This window comes from Pseudescherichia sp. (assembly GCF_031998825.1).
Lineage (GTDB): Bacteria > Pseudomonadota > Gammaproteobacteria > Enterobacterales > Enterobacteriaceae > Pseudescherichia.
Genome location: NZ_DAMACX010000008.1, coordinates 1 through 22,205, shown reverse-complemented (window position 1 = coordinate 22,205; position 22,205 = coordinate 1). Strand labels below are relative to the sequence as shown.

At 57.4% G+C, this 22,205-nt stretch carries 18 protein-coding genes; 14 read left to right on the top strand and 4 right to left on the bottom strand.

The features are described from left to right. Positions 1-149 precede the first annotated feature (149 nt). The 3 genes from pflB to ycaO all read right to left on the bottom strand — a co-directional run bounded on the left by pflB (position 150) and on the right by ycaO (position 5,506). The gene (gene pflB, locus RTP97_RS05740; protein ID WP_312411746.1) at positions 150-2,432 is read right to left on the bottom strand and encodes a formate C-acetyltransferase; all 2,283 of its coding nucleotides are present in this window, start codon (positions 2,430-2,432) and stop codon (positions 150-152) included. Between the two features lie 51 nt (positions 2,433-2,483). After that, entirely contained in the window at positions 2,484-3,341 is an 858-nt protein-coding gene (focA, locus tag RTP97_RS05735; RefSeq protein ID WP_141092946.1) for a formate transporter FocA, read from the bottom strand. 398 nt (positions 3,342-3,739) lie between these two features. Continuing rightward, positions 3,740-5,506, bottom strand: a complete 1,767-nt coding sequence (gene ycaO / locus RTP97_RS05730; protein WP_312411744.1) for a 30S ribosomal protein S12 methylthiotransferase accessory factor YcaO — start codon at positions 5,504-5,506, stop codon at positions 3,740-3,742. Positions 5,507-5,644: 138 nt separating this feature from the next. Here ycaO and RTP97_RS05725 point away from each other — a divergent pair, with 138 nt between their 5' ends. From RTP97_RS05725 to RTP97_RS05665, 13 genes are all read left to right on the top strand, one after another. Continuing rightward, the gene (locus tag RTP97_RS05725) at positions 5,645-6,337 is read left to right on the top strand and encodes a DUF421 domain-containing protein (protein WP_312411742.1); all 693 of its coding nucleotides are present in this window, start codon (positions 5,645-5,647) and stop codon (positions 6,335-6,337) included. Positions 6,338-6,498: 161 nt separating this feature from the next. Further along, positions 6,499-7,587: a 3-phosphoserine/phosphohydroxythreonine transaminase gene (gene serC / locus RTP97_RS05720; protein WP_312411740.1), complete on the top strand. Its 1,089-nt coding sequence runs from the start codon at positions 6,499-6,501 to the stop codon at positions 7,585-7,587. A 68-nt stretch (positions 7,588-7,655) separates the two neighbouring features. Further along, positions 7,656-8,939, top strand: a complete 1,284-nt coding sequence (gene aroA, locus RTP97_RS05715; RefSeq protein WP_312411738.1) for a 3-phosphoshikimate 1-carboxyvinyltransferase — start codon at positions 7,656-7,658, stop codon at positions 8,937-8,939. 184 nt (positions 8,940-9,123) lie between these two features. Beyond that, a complete protein-coding gene (cmk, locus tag RTP97_RS05710; RefSeq protein ID WP_312210411.1) occupies positions 9,124-9,807 on the top strand; it encodes a (d)CMP kinase in 684 nt (227 codons plus the stop codon). A gap of 109 nt (positions 9,808-9,916) precedes the next feature. Beyond that, positions 9,917-11,590, top strand: coding sequence for a 30S ribosomal protein S1 (gene rpsA / locus RTP97_RS05705; RefSeq protein WP_312210412.1), 1,674 nt, complete (start codon positions 9,917-9,919; stop codon positions 11,588-11,590). Between the two features lie 125 nt (positions 11,591-11,715). Then, positions 11,716-12,003, top strand: coding sequence for an integration host factor subunit beta (gene ihfB / locus RTP97_RS05700; protein ID WP_103819646.1), 288 nt, complete (start codon positions 11,716-11,718; stop codon positions 12,001-12,003). Positions 12,004-12,178: 175 nt separating this feature from the next. Beyond that, a complete protein-coding gene (locus tag RTP97_RS05695) occupies positions 12,179-14,443 on the top strand; it encodes a ComEC family protein (RefSeq protein WP_312411736.1) in 2,265 nt (754 codons plus the stop codon). Positions 14,444-14,479: 36 nt separating this feature from the next. Further along, the gene (msbA, locus tag RTP97_RS05690) at positions 14,480-16,228 is read left to right on the top strand and encodes a lipid A ABC transporter ATP-binding protein/permease MsbA (RefSeq protein WP_312411733.1); all 1,749 of its coding nucleotides are present in this window, start codon (positions 14,480-14,482) and stop codon (positions 16,226-16,228) included. Next, the gene (gene lpxK, locus RTP97_RS05685; protein WP_312411732.1) at positions 16,225-17,202 is read left to right on the top strand and encodes a tetraacyldisaccharide 4'-kinase; all 978 of its coding nucleotides are present in this window, start codon (positions 16,225-16,227) and stop codon (positions 17,200-17,202) included. The genes msbA and lpxK overlap by 4 nt, the downstream gene beginning before the upstream one ends. Positions 17,203-17,244: 42 nt before the next feature. Continuing rightward, positions 17,245-18,477, top strand: coding sequence for a winged helix-turn-helix domain-containing protein (locus RTP97_RS05680; protein ID WP_312411729.1), 1,233 nt, complete (start codon positions 17,245-17,247; stop codon positions 18,475-18,477). Between the two features lie 52 nt (positions 18,478-18,529). Continuing rightward, entirely contained in the window at positions 18,530-18,712 is a 183-nt protein-coding gene (ycaR, locus tag RTP97_RS05675) for a protein YcaR (protein WP_312210421.1), read from the top strand. Further along, positions 18,709-19,455 (top strand): 3-deoxy-manno-octulosonate cytidylyltransferase, encoded by a 747-nt coding sequence (kdsB, locus tag RTP97_RS05670; RefSeq protein ID WP_312411726.1) that lies wholly within the window; start codon positions 18,709-18,711, stop codon positions 19,453-19,455. Before ycaR ends, kdsB begins: the two co-directional genes overlap by 4 nt. Before the next feature lie 140 nt (positions 19,456-19,595). Next, positions 19,596-20,489, top strand: a complete 894-nt coding sequence (locus RTP97_RS05665; protein WP_312411723.1) for a YcbJ family phosphotransferase — start codon at positions 19,596-19,598, stop codon at positions 20,487-20,489. On the opposite strand, the gene elyC is transcribed toward RTP97_RS05665, so the two are convergent. Beyond that, positions 20,466-21,245, bottom strand: a complete 780-nt coding sequence (gene elyC / locus RTP97_RS05660) for an envelope biogenesis factor ElyC (RefSeq protein WP_312411721.1) — start codon at positions 21,243-21,245, stop codon at positions 20,466-20,468. The two genes, RTP97_RS05665 and elyC, sit on opposite strands and share 24 nt — an antisense overlap. Before the next feature lie 118 nt (positions 21,246-21,363). Here elyC and cmoM point away from each other — a divergent pair, with 118 nt between their 5' ends. Continuing rightward, positions 21,364-22,158, top strand: coding sequence for a tRNA uridine 5-oxyacetic acid(34) methyltransferase CmoM (gene cmoM, locus RTP97_RS05655; RefSeq protein ID WP_312411718.1), 795 nt, complete (start codon positions 21,364-21,366; stop codon positions 22,156-22,158). The last annotated feature ends 47 nt before the right edge of the window (positions 22,159-22,205 follow it).

The window sequence follows — 22,205 nt, the reverse complement described above, 5'->3', positions numbered from 1 at the left end:
TTTTTGCACAGCTTTCCGCTGTGTTTAAGTCTGTTTTGCCAGCGGCCCCGGGCAGGACAGTTGGCAAAGCAGGCTCGTAGGAGAGGGCGCGTTTACTAAAAAGGCCCCACGATCGTGGAGCCTTTATTGTACGCTTTTTCAGTCAACCATTACATGGTTTGCGTGAAGGTACGGGTGATAACGTCCTGCTGCTGTTCTTTAGTCAGGGAGTTAAAACGTACCGCGTAACCGGAAACACGGATGGTCAGCTGCGGATATTTTTCCGGGTGCTCCATCGCATCAAGCAGCATTTCACGGTTCATGACGTTGACGTTGAGGTGCTGACCGCCTTCAATAGAGGACTCATGGTGGAAGTAGCCATCCATCAGGCCTGCCAGGTTGGTTTTACGCACTTCATCATCTTTACCCAGCGCGTTCGGCACGATAGAGAAGGTGTAGGAGATACCATCTTTAGCATAGGCGAACGGCAGTTTCGCAACGGAGGTCAGAGAGGCAACGGCACCTTTCTGGTCACGACCGTGCATTGGGTTAGCACCTGGGCCAAACGGCGCACCCGCGCGACGACCGTCCGGAGTATTACCGGTTTTCTTACCATACACGACGTTAGAGGTGATGGTCAGAACGGACTGGGTCGGGATAGCGTTGCGGTAGGTAGTCAGTTTCTGAATTTTCTTCATGAAACGTTCAACCAGGTCAACCGCCAGGTCATCAACGCGTGAATCGTTGTTACCAAACTGCGGGTATTCACCTTCGATAGCGAAGTCAGTCGCCAGACCGTCTTCATCACGAATCGGTTTTACTTTCGCATATTTGATAGCAGACAGGGAGTCAGCCGCAACGGACAGACCGGCGATACCACAGGCCATGGTGCGGATAACGTCACGGTCGTGCAGCGCCATCAGAGAAGCTTCGTAGCTGTACTTGTCGTGCATGTAGTGGATGATGTTCAGGGCGGTGACGTACTGTTTCGCCAGCCAGTCCATGAAGTGATCCATACGTTCCATGACTTCGTCGAAGTTCAGAACATCGCCTTTGATCGGTTCAGATTTCGGACCGACCTGCATTTTCAGTTTTTCATCAACGCCGCCGTTGATAGCGTACAGCATGGTTTTCGCCAGGTTAGCACGCGCGCCGAAGAACTGCATTTGCTTACCAACAACCATCGGGCTTACGCAGCAGGCGATAGCGTAGTCGTCGTTGTTGAAGTCAGGACGCATCAGGTCATCGTTTTCATACTGCAGGGAAGAGGTGTCGATAGAGACCTTGGCTGCGTATTTTTTGAAGCCCAGCGGCAGTTTTTCTGACCACAGTACGGTGATGTTCGGCTCCGGAGACGGCCCCATGGTGTACAGGGTATTCAGGAAGCGGAAGCTGTTTTTGGTAACCAGCGTACGGCCATCCACGCCCATACCGGCGATGGATTCGGTTGCCCAGATCGGGTCACCGGAGAAGAGCTCATCGTACTCAGGAGTACGCAGGAAGCGAACCATACGCAGCTTCATGACCAGGTGGTCAATCATCTCCTGCGCGTCCTGCTCGGTGATTTTACCGGCTTTCAGGTCGCGTTCGATATAAACGTCAAGGAAGGTCGAGACGCGGCCAAAGGACATGGCTGCACCGTTCTGGGATTTCACCGCGGCCAGGTAGCCGAAGTAGGTCCACTGAACCGCTTCCTGAGCGGTGGTCGCCGGACCGGAGATATCGCAGCCATATTTTGCTGCCATCTCTTTGATCTGGCCCAGTGCACGGTACTGTTCGGAGATCTCTTCACGCAGACGGATGGTCGCTTCCAGATCTTCGCCGTTTTCCAGTTTCTCTTGCAGAGAGACGAACTGGGCGTATTTGTCTTTCATCAGGAAATCGATGCCGTACAGCGCAACGCGACGGTAGTCACCGATGATACGGCCACGGCCGTAGGCGTCCGGCAGACCGGTCAGCACGCCAGACTTACGGCAGTTCAGGATATCTTTGGTATAGACATCAAAAACGCCCTGGTTGTGAGTCTTGCGGTATTCAGTGAAGATCTTTTTCAGCATCGGGTCCAGCTCGCGGTTGTACGCTTTGCAGGAACCTTCAACCATTTTGATACCACCGAACGGGATAATCGCACGTTTCAGCGGCGCTTCAGTTTGCAGACCAACGATTTTCTCCAGCGCCTTGTTGATGTAGCCAGCGTCGTGAGAGGTGATGGTGGAAGCAACAGAGGTGTCGAAATCAACTGGCGCATGGGTGCGGTTCTCCAGTTTGACGCCTTCCATTACTTTGTCCCACAGTGTGGTGGTAGCTTCAGTTGCACCGGCCAGGAAAGATTCGTCGCCCTCGTAAGGAGCGTAGTTTTTCTGGATAAAGTCACGGACGTTGACCGCTTTCTGCCAGTCACCTTCAACGAAACCTTCCCATGCTGTGGCTAACTTTTCATTAAGCTCGGACATGTAACACCTACCTTCTTAAGTGGATTTTTTATTTACTGCCTGGGACAGCCATCAATGATGGTTATCGCCACGCAGGTAAATGACCCAGTATGTCAACCCAACCAGTAAACCCCCACCAATAATGTTCCCAATTGTAACGGGGATCAGGTTATCGGTTATGAAGTTCATCACGGTCAGATGAGAAAAATTGTCTGGAGATGAACCGACTGCGGTCCAGAACTCCGGCGTAGCAAAATCACGAATCACGATACCCAGCGGGATCAGGAACATGTTTGCGATGCTGTGCTCAAAGCCGCTGGCAACAAACATGGCGACCGGCAGCACCATAATCATGGCTTTGTCCATCAGGCTGCGGCCTGAGTAGCTCATCCACACGGCCAGACAGACCATCAGGTTTGCCAGAATGCCGAGGGCGACGGCTTCAATAAAAGTATGGTGCATTTTGTGGTCAGCAGTTTGCAGGACGTTAAGCCCCCAGCCGCCGTTAGCGGTCATGTACTCACCGGAGAGCCACATCAGCAGCACAAAGAGCAGACAGCCAACCAGGTTGCCAACGTACACGTTGATCCAGTTGCGTGCCAGCTGGCCCCAGGTGATTTTGCCGCTGGCCTTTGCCACCACGATAAGTACCGTCGAGGTAAAGAGATCCGCACCGCAGATAACGCACAAAATCAGGCCCAGTGAGAAGCAGATCCCGCCAATCAGCTTGGCAACGCCGTAAGGCATCGCGGCCGTGCCGGTAGTGGAAGTAATATAGAAAACGAAGGCGATGGAGATGAACACCCCGGCGGTGATCGCCAGGAAGAACGTCGTCATCGGACGCTTTGTCGCTTTATAGACACCCGCCTCTTCGGCAACTTTTGCCATCGCAGGGGGAAGTATCAAATCAAAAGGGTTGTCAGCTTTCACACTAACTCTCTCTTCATTAAGTTGGCGATGAGATACTAACAAAGCATTATAGGAGAGAACTTGATATGGATCATATCTCGTCCGTCTTATAACCTCTTAGACGCTGTGGTTTTAGGTCTTTTTATTGATAACTTATTGATTTTTATTTAATAAATAAAGTTTAAGAATTATAAAATATTTTGAATATTTTTTTGTTATCGCTGCGGGTGCGTTAATTACAATGGAGTAATTCTGCCAAAAATTAACAATATGTCTGAGTATTAATAAAGAATATTACTTATGAGTAACCTAATTATTACATTTATAATTCGTTGCCAATATATATAAAAAACGGGGCAATGAAATTGCCCCGTAATATAGCCTGGCTGTCGCAATACGCCTACAGCTTATAGTGTTATTTACGCTTCTTTTGGCCAGAAAGCCTGTTTCGCTCGCTGCAGCTTCCCATAGGCTGCCAGCAGAGAGCGGTGAGCCGGGAATGCTTCCAGTGTACCGTCTGCCGCCTGCAGACCATAGAACGGTGCTTCACCGCTCATCGCCGCGCTGGCCGCTTCAACCGCCTCAGCGCCGTACATGCGGACAAAGGCGTTGAGATACTGCAGCGGCTGGCGATCCTCTTCCTGCGCCAGCAGCAGCAGGGTCTGCAGGCAACGGTAGTAGTTCGCCCGCGCTGGAGTAAACACGGAGGCGTTAAACTCCATCGTCCACTCGGTCCAGATCAGGGCCTGATCGAGATCGCCACCCGCCAGGGCCAGCATCGCCTTCAGCTCGCCAATACGCAGGGTGTACCAGCCGTTGTCTTTCCCGGTGGCAATACCCAGCAGCTCGCGCACGCGGGTAAAGTCATCGTGACCCTCTTCGTCCAGCTGGGCGATCAGGTCGAGGTAGGCCTCTTTCTCCCACTCACTGCCCGGCAGGGCAAGAAGGGTTTCGCGCAGATGGCTGCCCATGCTGTTGTTTGCCAGCCAGAGATCCTCTGCCGGATAGATGTCGGACATGCCCGGCACGATAATACGGCAGGCGTAGACGCTCAGGTGCTCGTAGTCGGCGATGTAGACCTCTTTGTCCTCGGCACGGAAGATCGCCATCAGGGTGGCGAACTCCTCTTCGGTCGTACCAGAGAAGCTCCAGTCTACGAACGGATAGTCGGCGTCCTGCTTGAACATATCCCAGGAGATCAGGCCGCTGGAGTCGATAAAGTGAGTCTCCAGGTTAGCGTGCTCGGCCACCTCTTCGTCGTCAAAGGTTGGCGGGGTAAAGACGTCGAGATCCTTCAGGCCACGGCCCTGCAGCAGTTCGGTCACCGTACGCTCCAGCGCCACGCCAAAGTCAGGGTGTGCGCCGAAGGAGGCGAAGCAGGTGCCGTTCGCCGGGTTAAACAGCACGACGCAGATCACCGGGTACTTACCGCCCAGCGAGGCGTCATAGGCAAAGATAGGGAAACCTTCCGCTTCCAGAGTGGCAATGGACTCCACCACGCCCGGGTAGCGGGCCAGCACCTCCTGCGGGATCTCCGGCAGGCTGATGCTTTCCGCAATGATGCGGTTCTTGATATGACGCTCAAACACTTCCGACAGACCCTGTACGCGGGCTTCGTTGCGGGTGTTACCGGCGGACATGCCGTTGGAGACGTAGAGGTTACCGACGATGTTCATCGGAATGTAGACCGTCTGCTGATCGGACTGACGGGTAAACGGCAGACCGCAGATGCCGCGCGCTTCGTTGCCGGACTGCAGGTCGATCAGCATACCGGCGGCCAGCTCGCCTTCCGGATCGTAGAATGCACGCAGGCGGGCGTCGAGAATACCTTCCGGCAGGGAGTCATCTTCCGGCAGCGGGAACCACTTCTCATTGGGATAGTGCACAAACGGGCCGTTAGCGATCTCATCGCCCAGCCAGAAGTCAGCAAAGAAGTAGTTGGTAGAGAGACGCTCGAAATACTCGCCAAGGGCCGAAGCCAACGCCGCCTTTTTAGTGGCGCCTTTACCGTTAGTAAAGCAGAGTGCGCAGGCCTTATCGCGAATATGCACGGACCAGACGTTAGGAACCGGGTTCAGCCAGGAGGCCTCTTCAATATCGAAGCCAAGATCGAGCAGTTTCTGCTGGAAGCGGGCGATGGAGTCTTCCAGAGCGGCATCTTTGCCGGGGATAAATGTTTGCGTCATGAGCGTCACTTTATTCGTACGGAAAGCGCGCAATGATACGGGTTTTAGGTGAACGGCGCTATCTTCCTGCGCCAGAGGACGAAAATAAAAGCGCGAGCTATGCTTGTAGAAACTAACGTCCTGTTTAGGCAAAAGAAAATGAAAGCATTCGATCTGCAACGCATGATGCTGGACAAGGCACCGCTCGACTTCCTGGGCGAGGTTGCGCTGCGAAGTCTCTACACCTTTATCCTCGTTTTTCTGTTCCTGAAGATTGCCGGACGGCGCGGCGTGCGCCAGATGTCCCTCTTCGAGGTGCTGATCATCCTGACCCTCGGTTCGGCGGCGGGGGATGTCGCTTTCTATGACGACGTGCCGATGCTGCCGGTGCTGGTGGTCTTTATCTCGCTGGCGCTCTGCTACCGGCTGGTGATGTGGCTGATGTCCCATAGTGAACGGCTGGAGGATCTGCTGGAAGGCAAGCCGATTATTATCGTAGAGGAGGGCGAGCTGGCGTGGGACAAGCTGAGAGCGGCCAACCTCACCGAGGTAGAGTTCTTTATGGAGCTACGAGTGAACGGCGTGGAGCAGCTGGGGCAGATTCGGCTGGCCATCATGGAGACCAACGGGCAGATCAGTACCTACTACTACCGCGATGAGGACGTGCGCCCTGGGCTGTCGCTGCTGCCCGCGGGGCTGGTGCCGCGCTTTATGGTTGCGCCGGAGGATAGCGACTACGCCTGCGTAAAATGCAGCGAGGTGATCGCGATGCAGGCAGGAGAGAAACAACTCTGTCCGCGCTGCAAAAATCCAGAATGGACGAAGGCCAGCCGGGCAATTCGTATTACCTGACAGGGTTTTTCGCCACCGCCACAGAACAGCACAAAATATTCTGCTATGTGACTGAGCGCACATTTCTTCCCGTCGTCGGAATACCCGTTGCGGCGGGTGACGTGCAATGGTACAACCGATGTCACAGGAATAACTTATTGCTTTCAGCGTGGTGAGAGGAAATGACACAGGTCTTTAATTTTAGTTCTGGTCCGGCGATGTTGCCGACAGAGGTGCTTAAGCAGGCTCAGCAGGAGCTCTGCGACTGGCAGGGTCTTGGCACATCGGTCATGGAGATTAGCCACCGCGGTAAGCCGTTTATCCAGTGTGCAGAAGAGGCGGAGCAAGACTTTCGCGATCTGTTAAGCATCCCTGAGAACTATAAGGTTCTGTTCTGCCACGGCGGCGGTCGCGGCCAGTTCGCGGGCATCCCACTAAACCTGCTGGGCGACAAAACCACGGCGGATTACGTTGACGCCGGTTACTGGGCCGCCAGCGCGGTAAAAGAGGCGCACAAATACTGCACGCCGAACGTTATTGATGCCAAAGTGACCGTTGACGGCCTGCGCGCCGTTAAGCCGATGAGTGACTGGCAGCTCTCCAGCGATGCAGCCTATCTCCACTACTGCCCGAACGAAACCATCGACGGCATTGCTATTCATGAAGAGCCAAACTTTGACGATAGCGTGATCGTCACGGCGGATCTCTCTTCGACTATTCTCTCAGCGCCGCTTGACGTCAGCCGCTACGGCGTTATTTACGCCGGTGCGCAGAAAAACATTGGCCCGGCCGGATTGACGCTGGTGATTGTCCGTGACGATCTGCTGGGTAAAGCCCACACATCCTGCCCGTCGATTCTGGATTACACCGTGCTGAACGACAACGACTCCATGTTCAACACCCCGCCGACCTTCGCCTGGTACCTCTCTGGCCTGGTATTCAAGTGGCTGAAGCAAAACGGCGGCGTTGCGGCAATGAATGCCACTAACCAGCAGAAATCCGAACTGCTGTACGGCGTTATCGACGGCAGCGACTTCTACCGTAATGACGTGGCGGTCGCGAACCGCTCGCGCATGAACGTGCCGTTCCAGCTGGCAGACAGCAAGCTCGACAGCCTCTTCCTGGAGGAGTCCTTCGCTGCCGGTCTGCACGCGCTGAAAGGCCACCGCGTGGTAGGCGGGATGCGCGCCTCCATCTATAACGCGATGCCGCTGGCAGGCGTTAAAGCGTTGACCGATTTCATGACCGATTTCGAACGCCGCCACGGTTAATCGCGCCTTTTTCACCCCCGCACCTCTGCTGCGGGGTTTTTATTATGTTGAGTTGAGAGTTAAGTTTCATGGAATCCCTGACGTTACAACCTGTCGCGCGAGTAGACGGCACCATTAATCTGCCTGGTTCTAAAAGCGTCTCGAACCGTGCTCTGCTGCTGGCTGCGCTGGCAAACGGCACCACCGTCCTCACTAACCTGCTGGACAGCGATGACGTGCGCCATATGCTCAATGCGCTGAAAGCGTTAGGCGTTCATTACACGCTCTCTGACGATCGTACCCGCTGTGAAGTGACCGGCAACGGCGGCGCGTTACGGTCGGCTGAAGAGCTTGAGCTGTTCCTCGGCAATGCCGGTACGGCGATGCGCCCGCTAGCCGCTGCGCTGTGCCTGGGAAGCAGCAACATTGTGTTGACCGGCGAGCCGCGTATGAAAGAGCGTCCAATTGGCCATCTGGTGGATGCGCTGCGTCAGGGCGGAGCAGAGATCGACTATCTCGAGCAGGAGAACTACCCGCCGCTGCGCCTGCGCGGCGGCTTTACCGGCGGCCAGGTGGCCGTGGACGGCAGCGTCTCCAGCCAGTTCTTAACCGCGCTGCTGATGACCGCGCCGCTGGCCTCTCAGGACACCGACATCGCCATCAAAGGCGATCTGGTGTCGAAGCCCTATATCGACATCACCCTGCACCTGATGAAGACCTTTGGCGTTGAGGTAGAGAACCAGCAGTACCAGCGCTTTGTGGTACGCGGCGGGCAGCAGTACCGCTCCCCAGGCCACTACCTGGTTGAGGGCGATGCCTCATCGGCCTCCTATTTCCTTGCGGCGGCGGCCATTAAAGGCGGAACCGTTAAGGTGACCGGCATCGGGCGCAACAGCGTGCAGGGTGATATCCGCTTTGCTGATGTGCTGGAGAAGATGGGCGCGACCGTGACCTGGGGAGAGGATTACATCGCCTGTACCCGCGGTGAGCTGAAGGCTATCGATATGGATATGAATCATATCCCGGATGCGGCAATGACCATCGCCACCGCCGCGCTGTTTGCCAGCGGCACGACTACCCTGCGCAACATCTATAACTGGCGGGTGAAAGAGACCGACCGTCTGTTTGCCATGGCAACCGAGCTGCGCAAGGTGGGTGCGGAAGTAGAGGAGGGCGAGGACTATATTCGCGTCACGCCGCCTGCGAAATTGCAGTTCGCGGAAATTGGCACCTACAACGATCACCGGATGGCGATGTGCTTCTCGCTGGTGGCGTTGTCAGACACGCCGGTCACTATCCTGGATCCGAAGTGTACTGCGAAAACCTTCCCGGACTATTTCGACCAGCTGGCGCGTATTAGCACCTTAGCATGATTATCTCTGCCGCATCCTCTGATGCGGCATTTCCTTACGTTTTCTCACACTCATCCTCGCCCATTTCTTCTACACTCAGTCTCATAAATTCCGTTATTTACACGCAAAGATAACAGTTGCGTACGTTGGCGCGTATAATGCGCGGCGTTTACGTTCATGGTAAGCCTTTAATAAGGAGAAAAAGATGGCGGCAACTGCCCCGGTAATCACCATTGATGGGCCAAGCGGTGCAGGCAAAGGGACGCTGTGCAAGGCGATGGCAGAAGCGTTACAGTGGCATCTTCTCGACTCGGGTGCGATCTATCGTGTGCTGGCGCTGGCCGCGCTGCATCACCATGTGGACGTTACCTCGGAAGAGGTGCTGGTCCCACTGGCTGCCCATCTCGACGTCCGCTTTGTATCGACTGACGGCAGGCTGGAGGTGATCCTTGAGGGCGAAGACGTGAGCGGTGAAATCCGTACCCAAGAGGTGGCCAATGCCGCGTCTCAGGTCGCCGCATTTCCCCGCGTGCGTGAAGCGCTGCTGCGCCGTCAGCGGGGGTTCCGTGAGCTGCCGGGCCTGATCGCCGACGGTCGCGATATGGGTACGGTCGTGTTCCCGGACGCGCCGGTGAAGATTTTCCTCGATGCCTCCTCGGAAGAGCGCGCGCATCGCCGCATGCTGCAGTTGCAGGAGAAGGGCTTTAGTGTTAACTTTGAACGCCTTTTGGCCGAGATCAAAGAACGCGACGATCGCGATCGTAATCGCCCTGTAGCGCCGCTGGTCCCTGCTGCCGATGCATTAGTTCTGGATTCCACCAGTTTAAGCATTGAGCAAGTGATTGAAAAAGCGTTACAATACGCGCGCCAAAAGTTGGCTCTCGCATAAAGCGACCGAATTTGTAGTACCCCCGCTGCAACGGAGTGACAGTGGGTATGTGAAACAACCCCATCCGGCATGGAGCCAGGTGGACGTTATATTAACCTGAAGATTAAACATGACTGAATCTTTTGCTCAACTCTTTGAAGAATCCTTAAAAGAAATCGAAACCCGCCCGGGTTCCATCGTTCGTGGTGTTGTTGTTGCTATCGACAAAGATATCGTACTGGTTGACGCCGGTCTGAAATCTGAGTCTGCCATTCCGGCTGAGCAGTTCAAAAACGCCCAGGGCGAGCTGGAAATCCAGGTTGGTGACGAAGTTGACGTTGCTCTGGATGCAGTAGAAGACGGCTTCGGTGAAACTCTGCTGTCCCGTGAGAAAGCTAAGCGTCACGAAGCTTGGATCACGCTGGAAAAAGCATACGAAGACGCTGAAACTGTTACCGGTGTTATCAACGGCAAAGTTAAAGGTGGCTTCACTGTTGAGCTGAACGGTATTCGTGCGTTCCTGCCAGGTTCCCTGGTTGACGTGCGTCCGGTACGCGATACGCTGCACCTGGAAGGCAAAGAGCTTGAGTTCAAAGTGATCAAGCTTGACCAGAAACGCAACAACGTTGTTGTTTCCCGTCGTGCGGTTATCGAGTCTGAAAACAGCGCAGAGCGCGATCAGCTGCTGGAAAACCTGCAGGAAGGCATGGAAGTTAAAGGTATCGTTAAGAACCTCACTGACTACGGTGCATTCGTTGATCTGGGCGGCGTTGACGGCCTGCTGCACATCACTGATATGGCATGGAAACGCGTTAAGCACCCAAGCGAAATCGTGAACGTTGGCGACGAAATCACTGTTAAAGTGCTGAAGTTCGACCGCGAGCGTACCCGTGTATCCCTCGGCCTGAAACAGCTGGGCGAAGATCCGTGGGTAGCTATCGCTAAACGTTACCCGGAAGGCACCAAGCTGACCGGTCGCGTAACCAACCTGACCGACTACGGCTGCTTCGTTGAGATCGAAGAAGGCGTTGAAGGCCTGGTGCACGTTTCCGAAATGGATTGGACCAACAAAAACATCCACCCGTCCAAAGTTGTTAACGTTGGCGACGTAGTGGAAGTGATGGTTCTGGATATCGACGAAGAACGTCGTCGTATCTCCCTGGGCCTGAAACAGTGCAAAAACAACCCATGGCAGCAGTTCGCGGAAACCCACAACAAGGGCGACCGTGTTGAAGGTAAAATCAAGTCTATCACTGACTTCGGTATCTTCATCGGCCTGGACGGCGGCATCGACGGCCTGGTTCACCTGTCTGACATCTCCTGGAACGTTGCAGGCGAAGAAGCAGTTCGTGAATACAAAAAAGGCGACGAAATCGCTGCGGTTGTTCTGCAGGTTGACGCAGAGCGCGAGCGTATCTCCCTGGGCGTTAAGCAGCTGGCAGAAGATCCGTTCAACAACTACGTTGCCCTGAACAAGAAAGGCGCAATCGTAACCGGTAAAGTGACTGCAGTTGACGCGAAAGGCGCAACCGTAGAGCTGGCCGACGGTGTTGAAGGCTACCTGCGCGCTTCTGAAGCTTCCCGTGACCGCGTTGAAGACGCAACTCTGGTTCTGAACGTTGGCGACGAAGTTGAAGCTAAGTTCACCGGTGTTGATCGTAAGAACCGCGCCATCAGCCTGTCTGTTCGTGCTAAAGACGAAGCTGACGAGAAAGATGCAATCGCTTCTGTTAACAACAAACAGGAAGAAGGCAACTTCTCTAACGCTATGGCTGAAGCATTTAAAGCAGCGAAAGGCGAATAAGTTACCCTCGGGTAGCTTGACAGGAGTGCTTTTTAATCCTGTAATCAATAACAAAGGGCGGCTATGGCCGCCCTTGTTTAATCTGCCGCTAGTGAATATTCCTGATTAAGGAAACCGGAGGAATCATGACCAAGTCAGAATTGATCGAAAGACTTGCAAGCCAACAATCTCATATTCCGGCTAAGTCTGTAGAAGACGCCGTGAAAGAGATGCTGGAGCATATGGCCTCGACCCTGGCCCAGGGTGAGCGCATCGAGATCCGCGGTTTCGGCAGCTTCTCTCTGCACTATCGGGCACCTCGCACCGGGCGTAACCCAAAAACTGGCGATAAAGTGGATCTGGAAGGCAAATATGTTCCGCACTTTAAGCCGGGTAAAGAACTTCGCGACCGCGCCAACATTTACGAAGGGTAGGTTTTACGCCATAGCGGCGAAAACGTACTTCTCTGAAGAGAGCACCTGAGGGTGCTTTTTTCATTTCTCGCTCCCACGATTTCCCCCCTCTTTCTGAAGCCGCCTCGTAAAACTGCAAAGCCCTTACCGACAGCACCGTCCGGTGCCTGCATAATCGCGGCACAAGGAGGTGGCTATGGGTTTGCCTGTCGTTGCGTTTTGTCTGTTGACTGCCGTTCTGCCCCTGCTGTGGCTGCCGAGGCTGCCAGAGACAGGCTGGATAGAAGCTATCGCAGGTGCCGGGATCGTGCTGGGTTTTATGCGCTGGCGGAGCGTGCGCTGGCTGGCGCTGTGGTTGCTCTTTTTTGCCTGGGGATTGCTGGCGGCGCAGGAGGCTCTCTGGCCGGCACAGGCGTTGCCAGGGGCGACCCGGCAGGCGGTGGTGAAAATCATTGCTACCGATAATATAACCATGCACCGGGGCGTTATCGAGCAACTGGACGGCAGGCGGCTTTTTCCCGCGCCGGGGATCAACCTCTACGGGCAGTATCTGCCGCAGCCGGGCTGTGCCGGACAGCGCTGGGAGATGACGCTGAAGGTGCGTGCCGTGCACGGGCAGCTCAACGAGGGGGGCTTTGATACTCAGCGCTATGCCCTGGCCCAGCATCGTCCCGTTACCGGGCGTTTTATCCATGCCAGGCCGGTCGATCTCCGCTGCGATCTGCGCGCCCGCTACCTTGCCTCCCTGAGCGCGACTCTGGCTCCTTACGCCTGGCAGTCGGTCATGCTGGGATTGGGTATGGGGGAGCGCACCACGCTCGATACCGATGTTAAAGCGCTGATGCGCGAGACCGGCACCGCGCATCTGATGGCTATTTCAGGTCTGCATATTGCCCTGGCGGCGACGTTGGGCTGGCTGCTGATGCGCGGCGTGCAATTTTTTCTCCCCGGCAACAGAATTAGCTGGCGGCTGCCGCTGCTGTTTGGCCTTGCCTGCGCCGCTTATTATGCCTGGCTTACCGGTATGCAGCCTCCGGCTCTGCGCACGGTAGCCTCCCTTGCCGTCTGGAGCGCGCTGCGCCTCTCGGGTCGGCAGTGGTCGCCCTGGCAGGTCTGGCTCTGCTGCGTGGCGGCGATGCTGTTTATCGATCCTGTTGCCATCCTCTCTCAGAGCCTGTGGCTCTCCGCCTTCGCCGTCGCCGCCCTGATCTTCTGGTATCAGTGGTTTCCGCTACCGCACCTGCCCGGCGGGCGCATCGGGCGCAGCACTCTGAGCCTGCTGCATCTGCAGGCGGGAATGATGATCCTGCTCCTGCCCATCCAGGTGACAATCTTTCATGGCATTAGCCTGACCTCGATCGTTGCCAATCTGATCGCCGTACCGCTGGTGACCTTTGTCACCGTGCCGCTGATTCTGGCCGGGATGGTGCTGCACCTGAGCGGGCCGGCGATAATCGAGAGCGGCAGCTGGCTGCTGGCGGACAAAACCCTGGCGCTGCTGTTCTGGTTTTTACGCCAGCTGCCGGACGGCTGGTATGACATTGATCGGCGCTGGCTGGGGCTGGTCTGGCTCCCCTGGGTGGGGATAGTGCTTTGGCGGCTGCGCATCTACACCAACGCGCCGTTTCTCTGTCTGGCGATTGCCATGCTGCTGGCGCTGCCGCGCGGACGTCCTGCCCGCAGCGATGAGTGGGCTGTGCATATGCTGGACGTGGGGCAGGGACTGGCGATGGTGATTACTCGCAACCAGCGGGCCCTGCTCTATGATACCGGGCTGGCGTGGCCGGGCGGAGACAGCGCCCAGCAGCTAATCGTTCCCTGGCTACGCTGGCACCATCTCCGGCCCGATGGCGTTATCCTTAGCCATGAGCACCTCGATCATCGGGGTGGACTGGAGACGCTGCAAAAAGCGTGGCCGGAGATGACCGTCCGCAGCCCGCTGGGGTGGGGTGGGCATCTGCCCTGTTTTCGCGGTCAACGCTGGCAGTGGCAGGGGCTAAACTTTACCGTTCACTGGCCGCTGGCGGGGGAGGTAGCGAAGGGGAACAACGGCTCCTGCGTGGTTAAAGTCGATGACGGTCGCCAAAGCATCCTGCTTACCGGCGATATCGAAGCGCCCGCCGAGCGGCGCATGCTGAGCCGCTACTGGCAGCATCTACAGGCTACACTTATCCAGGTTCCGCATCACGGTAGCAGCACGTCCTCATCGCTACCGCTGTTACAGCGGGTCAACGGGCAGGCGGCGCTGGCCTCTGCGTCGCGCTACAACGCCTGGCGACTCCCCTCAACAAAGGTGATCCGCCGCTACCGGCAGCAGGGCTACCGCTGGTACGACACGCCGCACGGGGGGCAAACGAGCATCTATTTTTCCATTAACGGCTGGAAGATACTCAGCCTGCGCGAGCAACTTTTACCCCGCTGGTATCATCAGCGGTTTGGCGTCCCTGCAGATAACGGGTAGAATATGCGGCTATTTCAACAAGTGCTGGTTTTTTGAATGCATAACGACAAAGATCTCTCTACGTGGCAAACGTTCCGCCGCCTTTGGCCAATGATTGCACCTTTCAAAGCGGGTCTGTTCGTGGCGGGGGTAGCACTGATCCTCAACGCAGCCAGCGATACCTTTATGCTATCGCTTCTGAAACCGCTGCTCGATGATGGTTTTGGTAAAACGGACCGCTCCGTGCTGATATGGATGCCGCTGGTGATTATCGGCCTGATGATCCTGCGTGGGATCACCAGCTATATCTCAAGCTACTGTATCTCCTGGGTCTCTGGCAAAGTGGTCATGAGCATGCGTCGCCGCCTGTTCAGCCATAAGATGGGCATGCCCGTCGCCTTTTTCGACAAGCAGTCCACCGGGACGCTGCTCTCCCGTATCACCTATGACTCTGAACAGGTTGCCTCCTCCTCATCTAACGCGCTAATCACCGTCGTGCGTGAAGGGGCGTCGATTATCGGCCTGTTTATCATGATGTTTTACTACAGCTGGCAGCTGTCGATCATTTTGATCGTGCTGGCCCCGATCGTCTCGATTGCCATTCGCGTGGTATCGAAGCGTTTCCGTAACATCAGCAAGAACATGCAGAATACGATGGGGCAGGTGACCACCAGCGCAGAGCAGATGCTGAAGGGGCACAAAGAGGTGCTGATGTTTGGCGGTCAGCAGGTCGAAACCGAGCGCTTTGACAAGGTGAGCAACAAGATGCGCCTGCAGGGGATGAAGCTGGTCTCCGCCTCGTCGATCTCCGATCCGATCATTCAGCTGATCGCCTCCCTGGCGCTGGCGTTTGTACTCTATGCGGCGAGCTTCCCCAGCGTGATGGAGACCCTGACCGCCGGGACTATTACCGTGGTCTTCTCCTCGATGATTGCCCTGATGCGTCCGCTGAAGTCGCTGACCAACGTTAACGCCCAGTTCCAGCGCGGGATGGCAGCCTGTCAGACGCTGTTTGCTATTCTTGACAGCGAGCAGGAGAAAGATGAAGGCAAGCGTGAAATTGAGCGTGCCGAAGGCAACGTGGAGTTCCGCAACGTCACCTTTACCTATCCTGGGCGTGAAACCCCGGCGCTGCGTGATATCAACCTGAACATCGCCGCAGGTAAAACCGTGGCGCTGGTAGGTCGCTCAGGCTCCGGTAAATCGACCCTGGCCAGCCTGATCACCCGCTTCTACGATACCGACAGCGGCGAGATCCTGCTGGACGGCCACGATCTGCGCGAGTACAAGCTGCACTCGCTGCGTAATCAGGTGGCACTGGTATCGCAAAACGTACACCTGTTTAACGACACGGTGGCGAATAACATCGCCTATGCGCGCACGGAAGAGTACAGCCGGGAGCAGATCGAAACCGCCGCCCGCATGGCCTATGCCATGGACTTTATCAGCAAGATGGATAACGGCCTCGATACTATCATCGGTGAGAACGGCGTTCTGCTCTCCGGCGGTCAGCGTCAGCGTATCGCCATCGCCCGTGCCCTGCTGCGCGACAGCCCGATCCTGATCCTCGACGAGGCCACCTCCGCGCTGGATACCGAGTCTGAACGCGCTATCCAGGCTGCGCTGGACGAGCTGCAGAAAAACCGTACCTCACTGGTGATCGCCCACCGTCTCTCTACTATTGAGAAAGCGGACGAGATCGTGGTGGTTGAAGACGGCCGCATCGTTGAACGCGGTAGCCATAGCGAACTGCTGGCTCAGCAGGGTGTCTACGCCCAGCTGCATAAGATGCAGTTTGGCGCATGATAGCCCGCATCTGGTCAGGCGAATCGCCGCTGTGGCTGCTGCTGCTGCCGCTCTCCTGGCTCTATGGCCTGGTGAGCGGGGCAATCCGTCTCTGCTACCGGCTGGGCATTAAAAAAGCCTGGCGTGCGTCGGTGCCGGTGGTGGTTGTGGGCAATCTCACGGCAGGCGGCAATGGCAAAACGCCGGTGGTGATCTGGCTGGTTGAACAGCTGCGCCAGCGCGGCGTACGGGTTGGCGTGGTCTCTCGCGGCTACGGCGGCAGGGCAGAGCGCTATCCGCTGCTGCTAGACCAACAGACGACGACGGAGCAGGCGGGCGACGAGCCGGTGCTGATCTTTCAGAGTACCGGCGCGCCGGTGGCGGTCTCTCCGGTGCGCAGCGACGCGGTAAAAGCCCTGCTGGCCGCGCACGATCTCCAGCTGATAGTGACCGATGATGGCCTCCAGCACTACCGTCTCGCCCGCGATAAAGAGATCGTGGTGATCGATGGCGTGCGTCGCTTTGGCAACGGCTGGTGGCTGCCTGCCGGACCAATGCGTGAGCGGGCCTCACGTCTGCGCTCCGTCGATGCAGTGATAACCAACGGCGGCGAGGCGCGGGCAGGAGAGATCCCGATGCGTTTGCAGCCTGGCATGGCCGTGAACCTGAAGAGCGGCGAGCGCCGCCCGGTTAATGCGCTACCCGCCGTGGTCGCCATGGCCGGGATTGGTCATCCGCCGCGCTTCTTTCAAACTCTGACCGACTGCGGCGTAGCGCTAGAAAACACCGTTGCGCTGGCCGATCATCAGGCGCTCAGCTATTCACAGGTCAGTGGGTTTATTCAACCCGGCCAGACGCTGGTGATGACCGAGAAGGATGCGGTCAAGTGCCGCGCCTTTGCTGACGATAGCTGGTGGTATCTGCCCGTTGACGCCCATCTGGAGGGCGATCAACCCGAACGCCTGCTGCAGGAACTGCTCACTCTGGTGCGCTAGCGGCACAGTGCCGACAGCGCCCTGTTAACCACGGGAACCCGTATGTCTGTGCCGCAACTCTCGCTCACCGCCGCTCGCCATCTTCATCTTGCCGCCCAGGGCCTGCTGAAAAAGCCGCGCCGCCGCGCCAGGCCTGCCGATATTCTCTCCTCCATTCAGCGGATGTCGCTCCTGCAGATCGACACCATTAATATCGTGGCCCGCAGCCCCTACCTGGTGCTGTTCAGCCGCCTCGGCGACTACTCGCCGTCATGGCTTGATGAGGCGCTGCGCCGGGGCGAGCTGATGGAGTACTGGGCGCACGAGGCCTGCTTTCTGCCGCGTGAGGATTTTTCTCTGGTACGCCACCGGATGCTGGCCCCGGAAAATATGGGTTGGAAATACCGTGCGGCCTGGATGGATGAGCACGCGGATGAAATTGAGCAGCTGATTGCCCATATCCAGGAGAATGGCCCGGTGCGTTCGGCGGATTTTGAACATCCGCGCAAAGGCAGCAGCGGCTGGTGGGCGTGGAAGCCGCACAAGCGACACCTTGAGGGGCTGTTTACTGCCGGTAAGGTGATGGTGATTGAGCGGCGCAACTTTCAGCGCGTCTACGATCTGACCCACCGCGTCATGCCCCACTGGGATGACGAGCGGGATCTCCTCTCCCAGGCGGTGGCGGAGGATCGGATGCTGGAGAAGAGCGCCCGCAGCTTAGGTCTTTTTCGCCCCGTCTGGCTGGCGGACTACTACCGCCTGCGCCAGCCTGCATTGCCTGCCCTGATGGCGCGCTGGCAGTCTGAGCAAAAGGTAGTGCGCGTGGAGGTTGAAACCCTGGGCGAGGCGTTTGTCCACGCCGACCTGCTGCCTGAGCTTGAGCTGGCGCAGGCGGGCGGGCTGCACGCCACCCACAGTGCGGTGCTGTCCCCCTTTGACCCGGTGGTCTGGGATCGCAAGCGCGCCGAGCAGCTGTTTAACTTTACCTATCGGCTGGAGTGCTACACCCCAGCGCCGAAACGCCAGTATGGCTATTTTGTCCTGCCGCTGCTGCACTGCGGGCAGCTGGTGGGGCGGATGGATGCCAAAATGCACCGGAAAACAGGCGAGCTGGAAATTATCGCCCTCTATCTTGAGCCGGACGTCAAGCCGGGACGCAGGCTGGAGAGCGGCCTGGCGACGGCTATCGAGGATTTTGCCCGCTGGCAGGGGGCGCGGCGGGTGGTCTGCAAACGTCTGCCTGACGGACTCTTCACCGACAGGCTGGATGGATGGGAAATTGCCGCTGCGGATTAGGGGAATATGGTAACATTTAAGGCATACCCCTTTCGGTCCCTCAGGAGGAACTATGGATCACCGTCTACTCGAAATCATTGCCTGCCCGGTCTGCAACGGTAAGCTCTACTACAGCCAGGATAAACAAGAGCTGATCTGCAAAGTTGACAGCCTCGCTTTCCCGGTGCGGGAAGGCATTCCGGTACTGCTGGAAAACGAAGCCCGTGCGCTTGCTGCTGAAGAGAGCCGTCCATGAGTTTCGTTGTTATTATTCCGGCGCGTTATGCTTCCACCCGTTTGCCGGGTAAGCCGCTGGTGGATATCAACGGCAAGCCGATGGTCGTGCACGTGCTGGAGCGGGCGCGTGAGTCCGGTGCCGCACGGATCATTGTCGCCACCGATCACCCTGACGTGGCGCGGGCGGTCGAGGCGGCCGGAGGCGAAGTGTGCATGACCCGCGCCGATCACCAGTCCGGCACCGAGCGGCTGGCAGAGGTGGTGGAGACGTGCGGCTTTAGCGATGACACGGTCATTGTTAACGTTCAGGGCGACGAGCCGATGATCCCGCCGGCGATTATTCGCCAGGTGGCGGAGAATCTGGCCCAGCGCCAGGTGGGTATGGCGACCCTGGCCGTGCCGATCCACAGCGCGGAGGAGGCGTTTAACCCTAACGCGGTAAAAGTGGTGATGGATAGCGAGGGCTACGCGCTCTACTTCTCCCGGGCGACCATTCCCTGGGATCGCGACCGCTTCGCCCAGTCCCGCGAGGCCATCGGTGATACCTTCCTGCGCCATATCGGCATCTACGGCTACCGGGCCGGGTTTATCCGCCGCTACGTCACCTGGCAGCCGAGCCAGCTGGAGCAGATCGAGATGCTCGAACAGCTGCGCGTGCTCTGGCACGGCGAAAAAATTCACGTTGCCGTGGCGCAGGCCATCCCCGGCACCGGCGTGGATACCGCAGAGGATCTGGCCCGCGTGCGCGCTGAACTCCGCTAGTTTCCTCTCTCCCCTCCGTCCGGAGGGGAATTTCTTCACTTTCTGCCGCTGTTTTGATCCGATCGGGGTGACATCTCTGTGACAGACGCCCATTATAAAAGGTGTAGTCTGCGTAAGGGTATTCCTGAGAGGTAGCGTAAATGGAACAGCTGCGTGCCGAATTGAGCCACCTGCTGGGGGAGAAACTCAGCCGCGTGGAGTGTGTCAACGAGAAGGCGGATACCGCGCTGTGGTCACTGTACGACAGCCACGGCCACCCTATGCCGCTGCTGGCGAGAAGCTTTACCACGCCGGGGCTGGCGCGCCAGCTGGCATGGAAGATGTCGATGCTGGCCCGCAGCGGTACGGTACGCATGCCAGTAGTCTACGGCGTGATGACCCACGATGAGCACCCTGGTCCTGACGTGCTGCTTATCGAGCGTCTGCACGGTGTCCCCGCTGAAGCCCCGGCCCGCACGCCGGAGCGCTGGGAGCAGCTTAAGGATCAGATCGTTGAGGCGCTGCTCGCCTGGCACCGGCAGGACAGTCACGGCTGCGTCGGCGTCGTGGACAGCACCCAGGAGAATATCTGGCCCTCATGGTATCGCCAGCGGGTAGAGGTGCTGTGGAATACCCTCAACCAGTTTAAAAATACCGGCCTGACGATGCAGGATAAACGCATCCTGTTTCGCACCCGCGAATGCCTGCCGAAACTGTTTGCAGGCTTTAACGACAACTGCGTGCTGGTGCACGGCAATCTCAACCTGCGCAGCATGTTGAAAGATCCTCGTACCGACCAGCTGCTGGCGGTAGTGGGGCCGGGCGTCATGCTTTGGGCGCCACGCGAGTACGAGCTGTTTCGCCTCTCCGACAGCGCGCTGGCGGAAGGGTTGCTGTGGCACTATCTCCAGCACGCCCCGGTTTCCGAGGCGTTTATCTGGCGTCGCTGGCTCTATACCCTTTGGGACGAGGTGGCGCAGCTGGTCAATACCGGTCATTTCAGCCGCAGCAATTTTGATCTCGCCGCAAAATCACTCCTGCCGTGGATCGCCTGACGAACCTTTAAGCCACTGCCAGACGCGACCCAGCGTCTCATACCCGACCCGGTCGCTGTGCATCAGCCACACCGGGGAGGGGATAATGCGCTCCCAGGGATTAAGCGGCGAGTCGATCGCCAGCTGGTTAGCGGGGGCGGGCAGGGGGTTTAACCCTGCATGACGGAAAAAGATCATCGCCCGAGGCAGATGCGACGCCGAGGTCACCAGCAAAAACGGCGTCTCGCCGATGGCCTGTTTCACCGCTGCCGCCTCCTCTTCGGTATCCTTCGCGCTGTCGAGCGTCATAATGTCGCTGCGCGGGATGCCCAGGGTTTCAGCCACCCGCGCCCCGGCCTCGGCGGTGCTGACGGGGTTTGTCACCGCCGGTGCCCCGGTGAAGATCATTTTAGCCCCCGGATTTTGCCGCCACAGGCGTACCGCCTCCGTGAGGCGCGGCAGGCTGTTGTTGATCAGGTTCGAGCTGGGCGCCCAGGTATCGTTCCAGGTGTAGCCCCCGCCGAGCACGACAATGTATTTCACCTGCTGGGTGCCGCGCCAGGTAGGGTAGGTTTGCTCTATCGGTCTGAGCATCCCGTCGGCGACCGGTTGCAGGCTGATCAGCACCAGCGCCAGCCAGCCTGCGCTCATCAGCGCCTTGCCTGACTTCTGGTAGCGGGTAAACCAGACCAGCACCAGGCCAATCCCCATCAGCAAAAGCAGCAGCGGCAGGGGCAGCAGCATCCCACCAATGTATTTCTTCAGCGTAAAAAGCATGGCTTCCGTTTCCTTTTTGACCATACAGCAGGTTATTCTGTGGATCTTACACCAGATAGGTTCCTTCTTAACGTGGGTGTGACAAAATAGCGGTTTTGCCAGGATCGCGGAGTAGCAGATGCAGGATCGCAATTTCGATGACATCGCGGAGAAGTTTTCCCGCAATATATATGGCACCACGAAAGGGCAGCTACGCCAGGCGATCCTGTGGCAGGATCTCAATGCTCTGCTCGCGACCTTTGGTCCACGGCCGCTGCGCATTCTTGATGCCGGTGGCGGAGAGGGGCAGACGGCCATCCGGCTGGCGAAGCTCGGTCATCACGTCACCCTCTGCGATCTGTCGGGTGAGATGGTCGCCCGGGCCAGCGCGGCGGCAGAGGCGGAAGGTGTGATCGACAACATGCATTTTATCCACTGCGCCGCTCAGGACATCGCCCAGCATTTGGAATCGCCGGTCGATCTGATATTGTTCCATGCCGTGCTGGAGTGGGTCGCCGAGCCGGTTGCTGTTCTGCAGACGCTCTGGTCGGCGCTGCGTCCCGGCGGCGCGCTGTCGCTGATGTTTTACAATGCCAACGGCCTGCTGATGCGGAACGTGCTGGTGGGCAACTTTGGCTATGTGCAGCAGGGCATGTACAAAAAGAAACGACGGACGCTTTCACCAGACTTTCCGCGCGATCCGCAGCAGGTCTACGGCTGGCTCGAAGAGATGGGCTGGCAGATCACCGGTAAAACCGGTATCAGGGTTTTTCACGACTATCTGCGCGATAAGCAAAAACAGCATGACTGTTTTGCTGCATTAGTAGAGTTAGAGACGCGTTACTGCCGCCAGGAGCCTTACCTGAGCCTGGGCCGCTATATACACGTTACCGCGCAGAAGCCGCAGGTAGATACAAGGATTAACGATGAGTGAATTTTCCCAGACAGTCCCCGAACTGGTTGCCTGGGCCAGAAAAAACG

Excerpts from the sequence above, each read along its gene's own strand:
- pflB (WP_312411746.1), bottom strand. The coding sequence starts at position 2,432 with ATGTCCGAGCTTAATGAAAAGTTAGCCACAGCATGGGAAGGTTTCGTT.
- ycaO (WP_312411744.1), bottom strand. The coding sequence starts at position 5,506 with ATGACGCAAACATTTATCCCCGGCAAAGATGCCGCTCTGGAAGACTCC.
- RTP97_RS05725 (WP_312411742.1), top strand. The coding sequence starts at position 5,645 with ATGAAAGCATTCGATCTGCAACGCATGATGCTGGACAAGGCACCGCTC.
- serC (WP_312411740.1), top strand. The coding sequence starts at position 6,499 with ATGACACAGGTCTTTAATTTTAGTTCTGGTCCGGCGATGTTGCCGACA.
- aroA (WP_312411738.1), top strand. The coding sequence starts at position 7,656 with ATGGAATCCCTGACGTTACAACCTGTCGCGCGAGTAGACGGCACCATT.
- cmk (WP_312210411.1), top strand. The coding sequence starts at position 9,124 with ATGGCGGCAACTGCCCCGGTAATCACCATTGATGGGCCAAGCGGTGCA.
- rpsA (WP_312210412.1), top strand. The coding sequence starts at position 9,917 with ATGACTGAATCTTTTGCTCAACTCTTTGAAGAATCCTTAAAAGAAATC.
- ihfB (WP_103819646.1), top strand. The coding sequence starts at position 11,716 with ATGACCAAGTCAGAATTGATCGAAAGACTTGCAAGCCAACAATCTCAT.
- RTP97_RS05695 (WP_312411736.1), top strand. The coding sequence starts at position 12,179 with ATGGGTTTGCCTGTCGTTGCGTTTTGTCTGTTGACTGCCGTTCTGCCC.
- msbA (WP_312411733.1), top strand. The coding sequence starts at position 14,480 with ATGCATAACGACAAAGATCTCTCTACGTGGCAAACGTTCCGCCGCCTT.
- lpxK (WP_312411732.1), top strand. The coding sequence starts at position 16,225 with ATGATAGCCCGCATCTGGTCAGGCGAATCGCCGCTGTGGCTGCTGCTG.
- RTP97_RS05680 (WP_312411729.1), top strand. The coding sequence starts at position 17,245 with ATGTCTGTGCCGCAACTCTCGCTCACCGCCGCTCGCCATCTTCATCTT.
- ycaR (WP_312210421.1), top strand. The coding sequence starts at position 18,530 with ATGGATCACCGTCTACTCGAAATCATTGCCTGCCCGGTCTGCAACGGT.
- kdsB (WP_312411726.1), top strand. The coding sequence starts at position 18,709 with ATGAGTTTCGTTGTTATTATTCCGGCGCGTTATGCTTCCACCCGTTTG.
- RTP97_RS05665 (WP_312411723.1), top strand. The coding sequence starts at position 19,596 with ATGGAACAGCTGCGTGCCGAATTGAGCCACCTGCTGGGGGAGAAACTC.
- elyC (WP_312411721.1), bottom strand. The coding sequence starts at position 21,245 with ATGCTTTTTACGCTGAAGAAATACATTGGTGGGATGCTGCTGCCCCTG.
- cmoM (WP_312411718.1), top strand. The coding sequence starts at position 21,364 with ATGCAGGATCGCAATTTCGATGACATCGCGGAGAAGTTTTCCCGCAAT.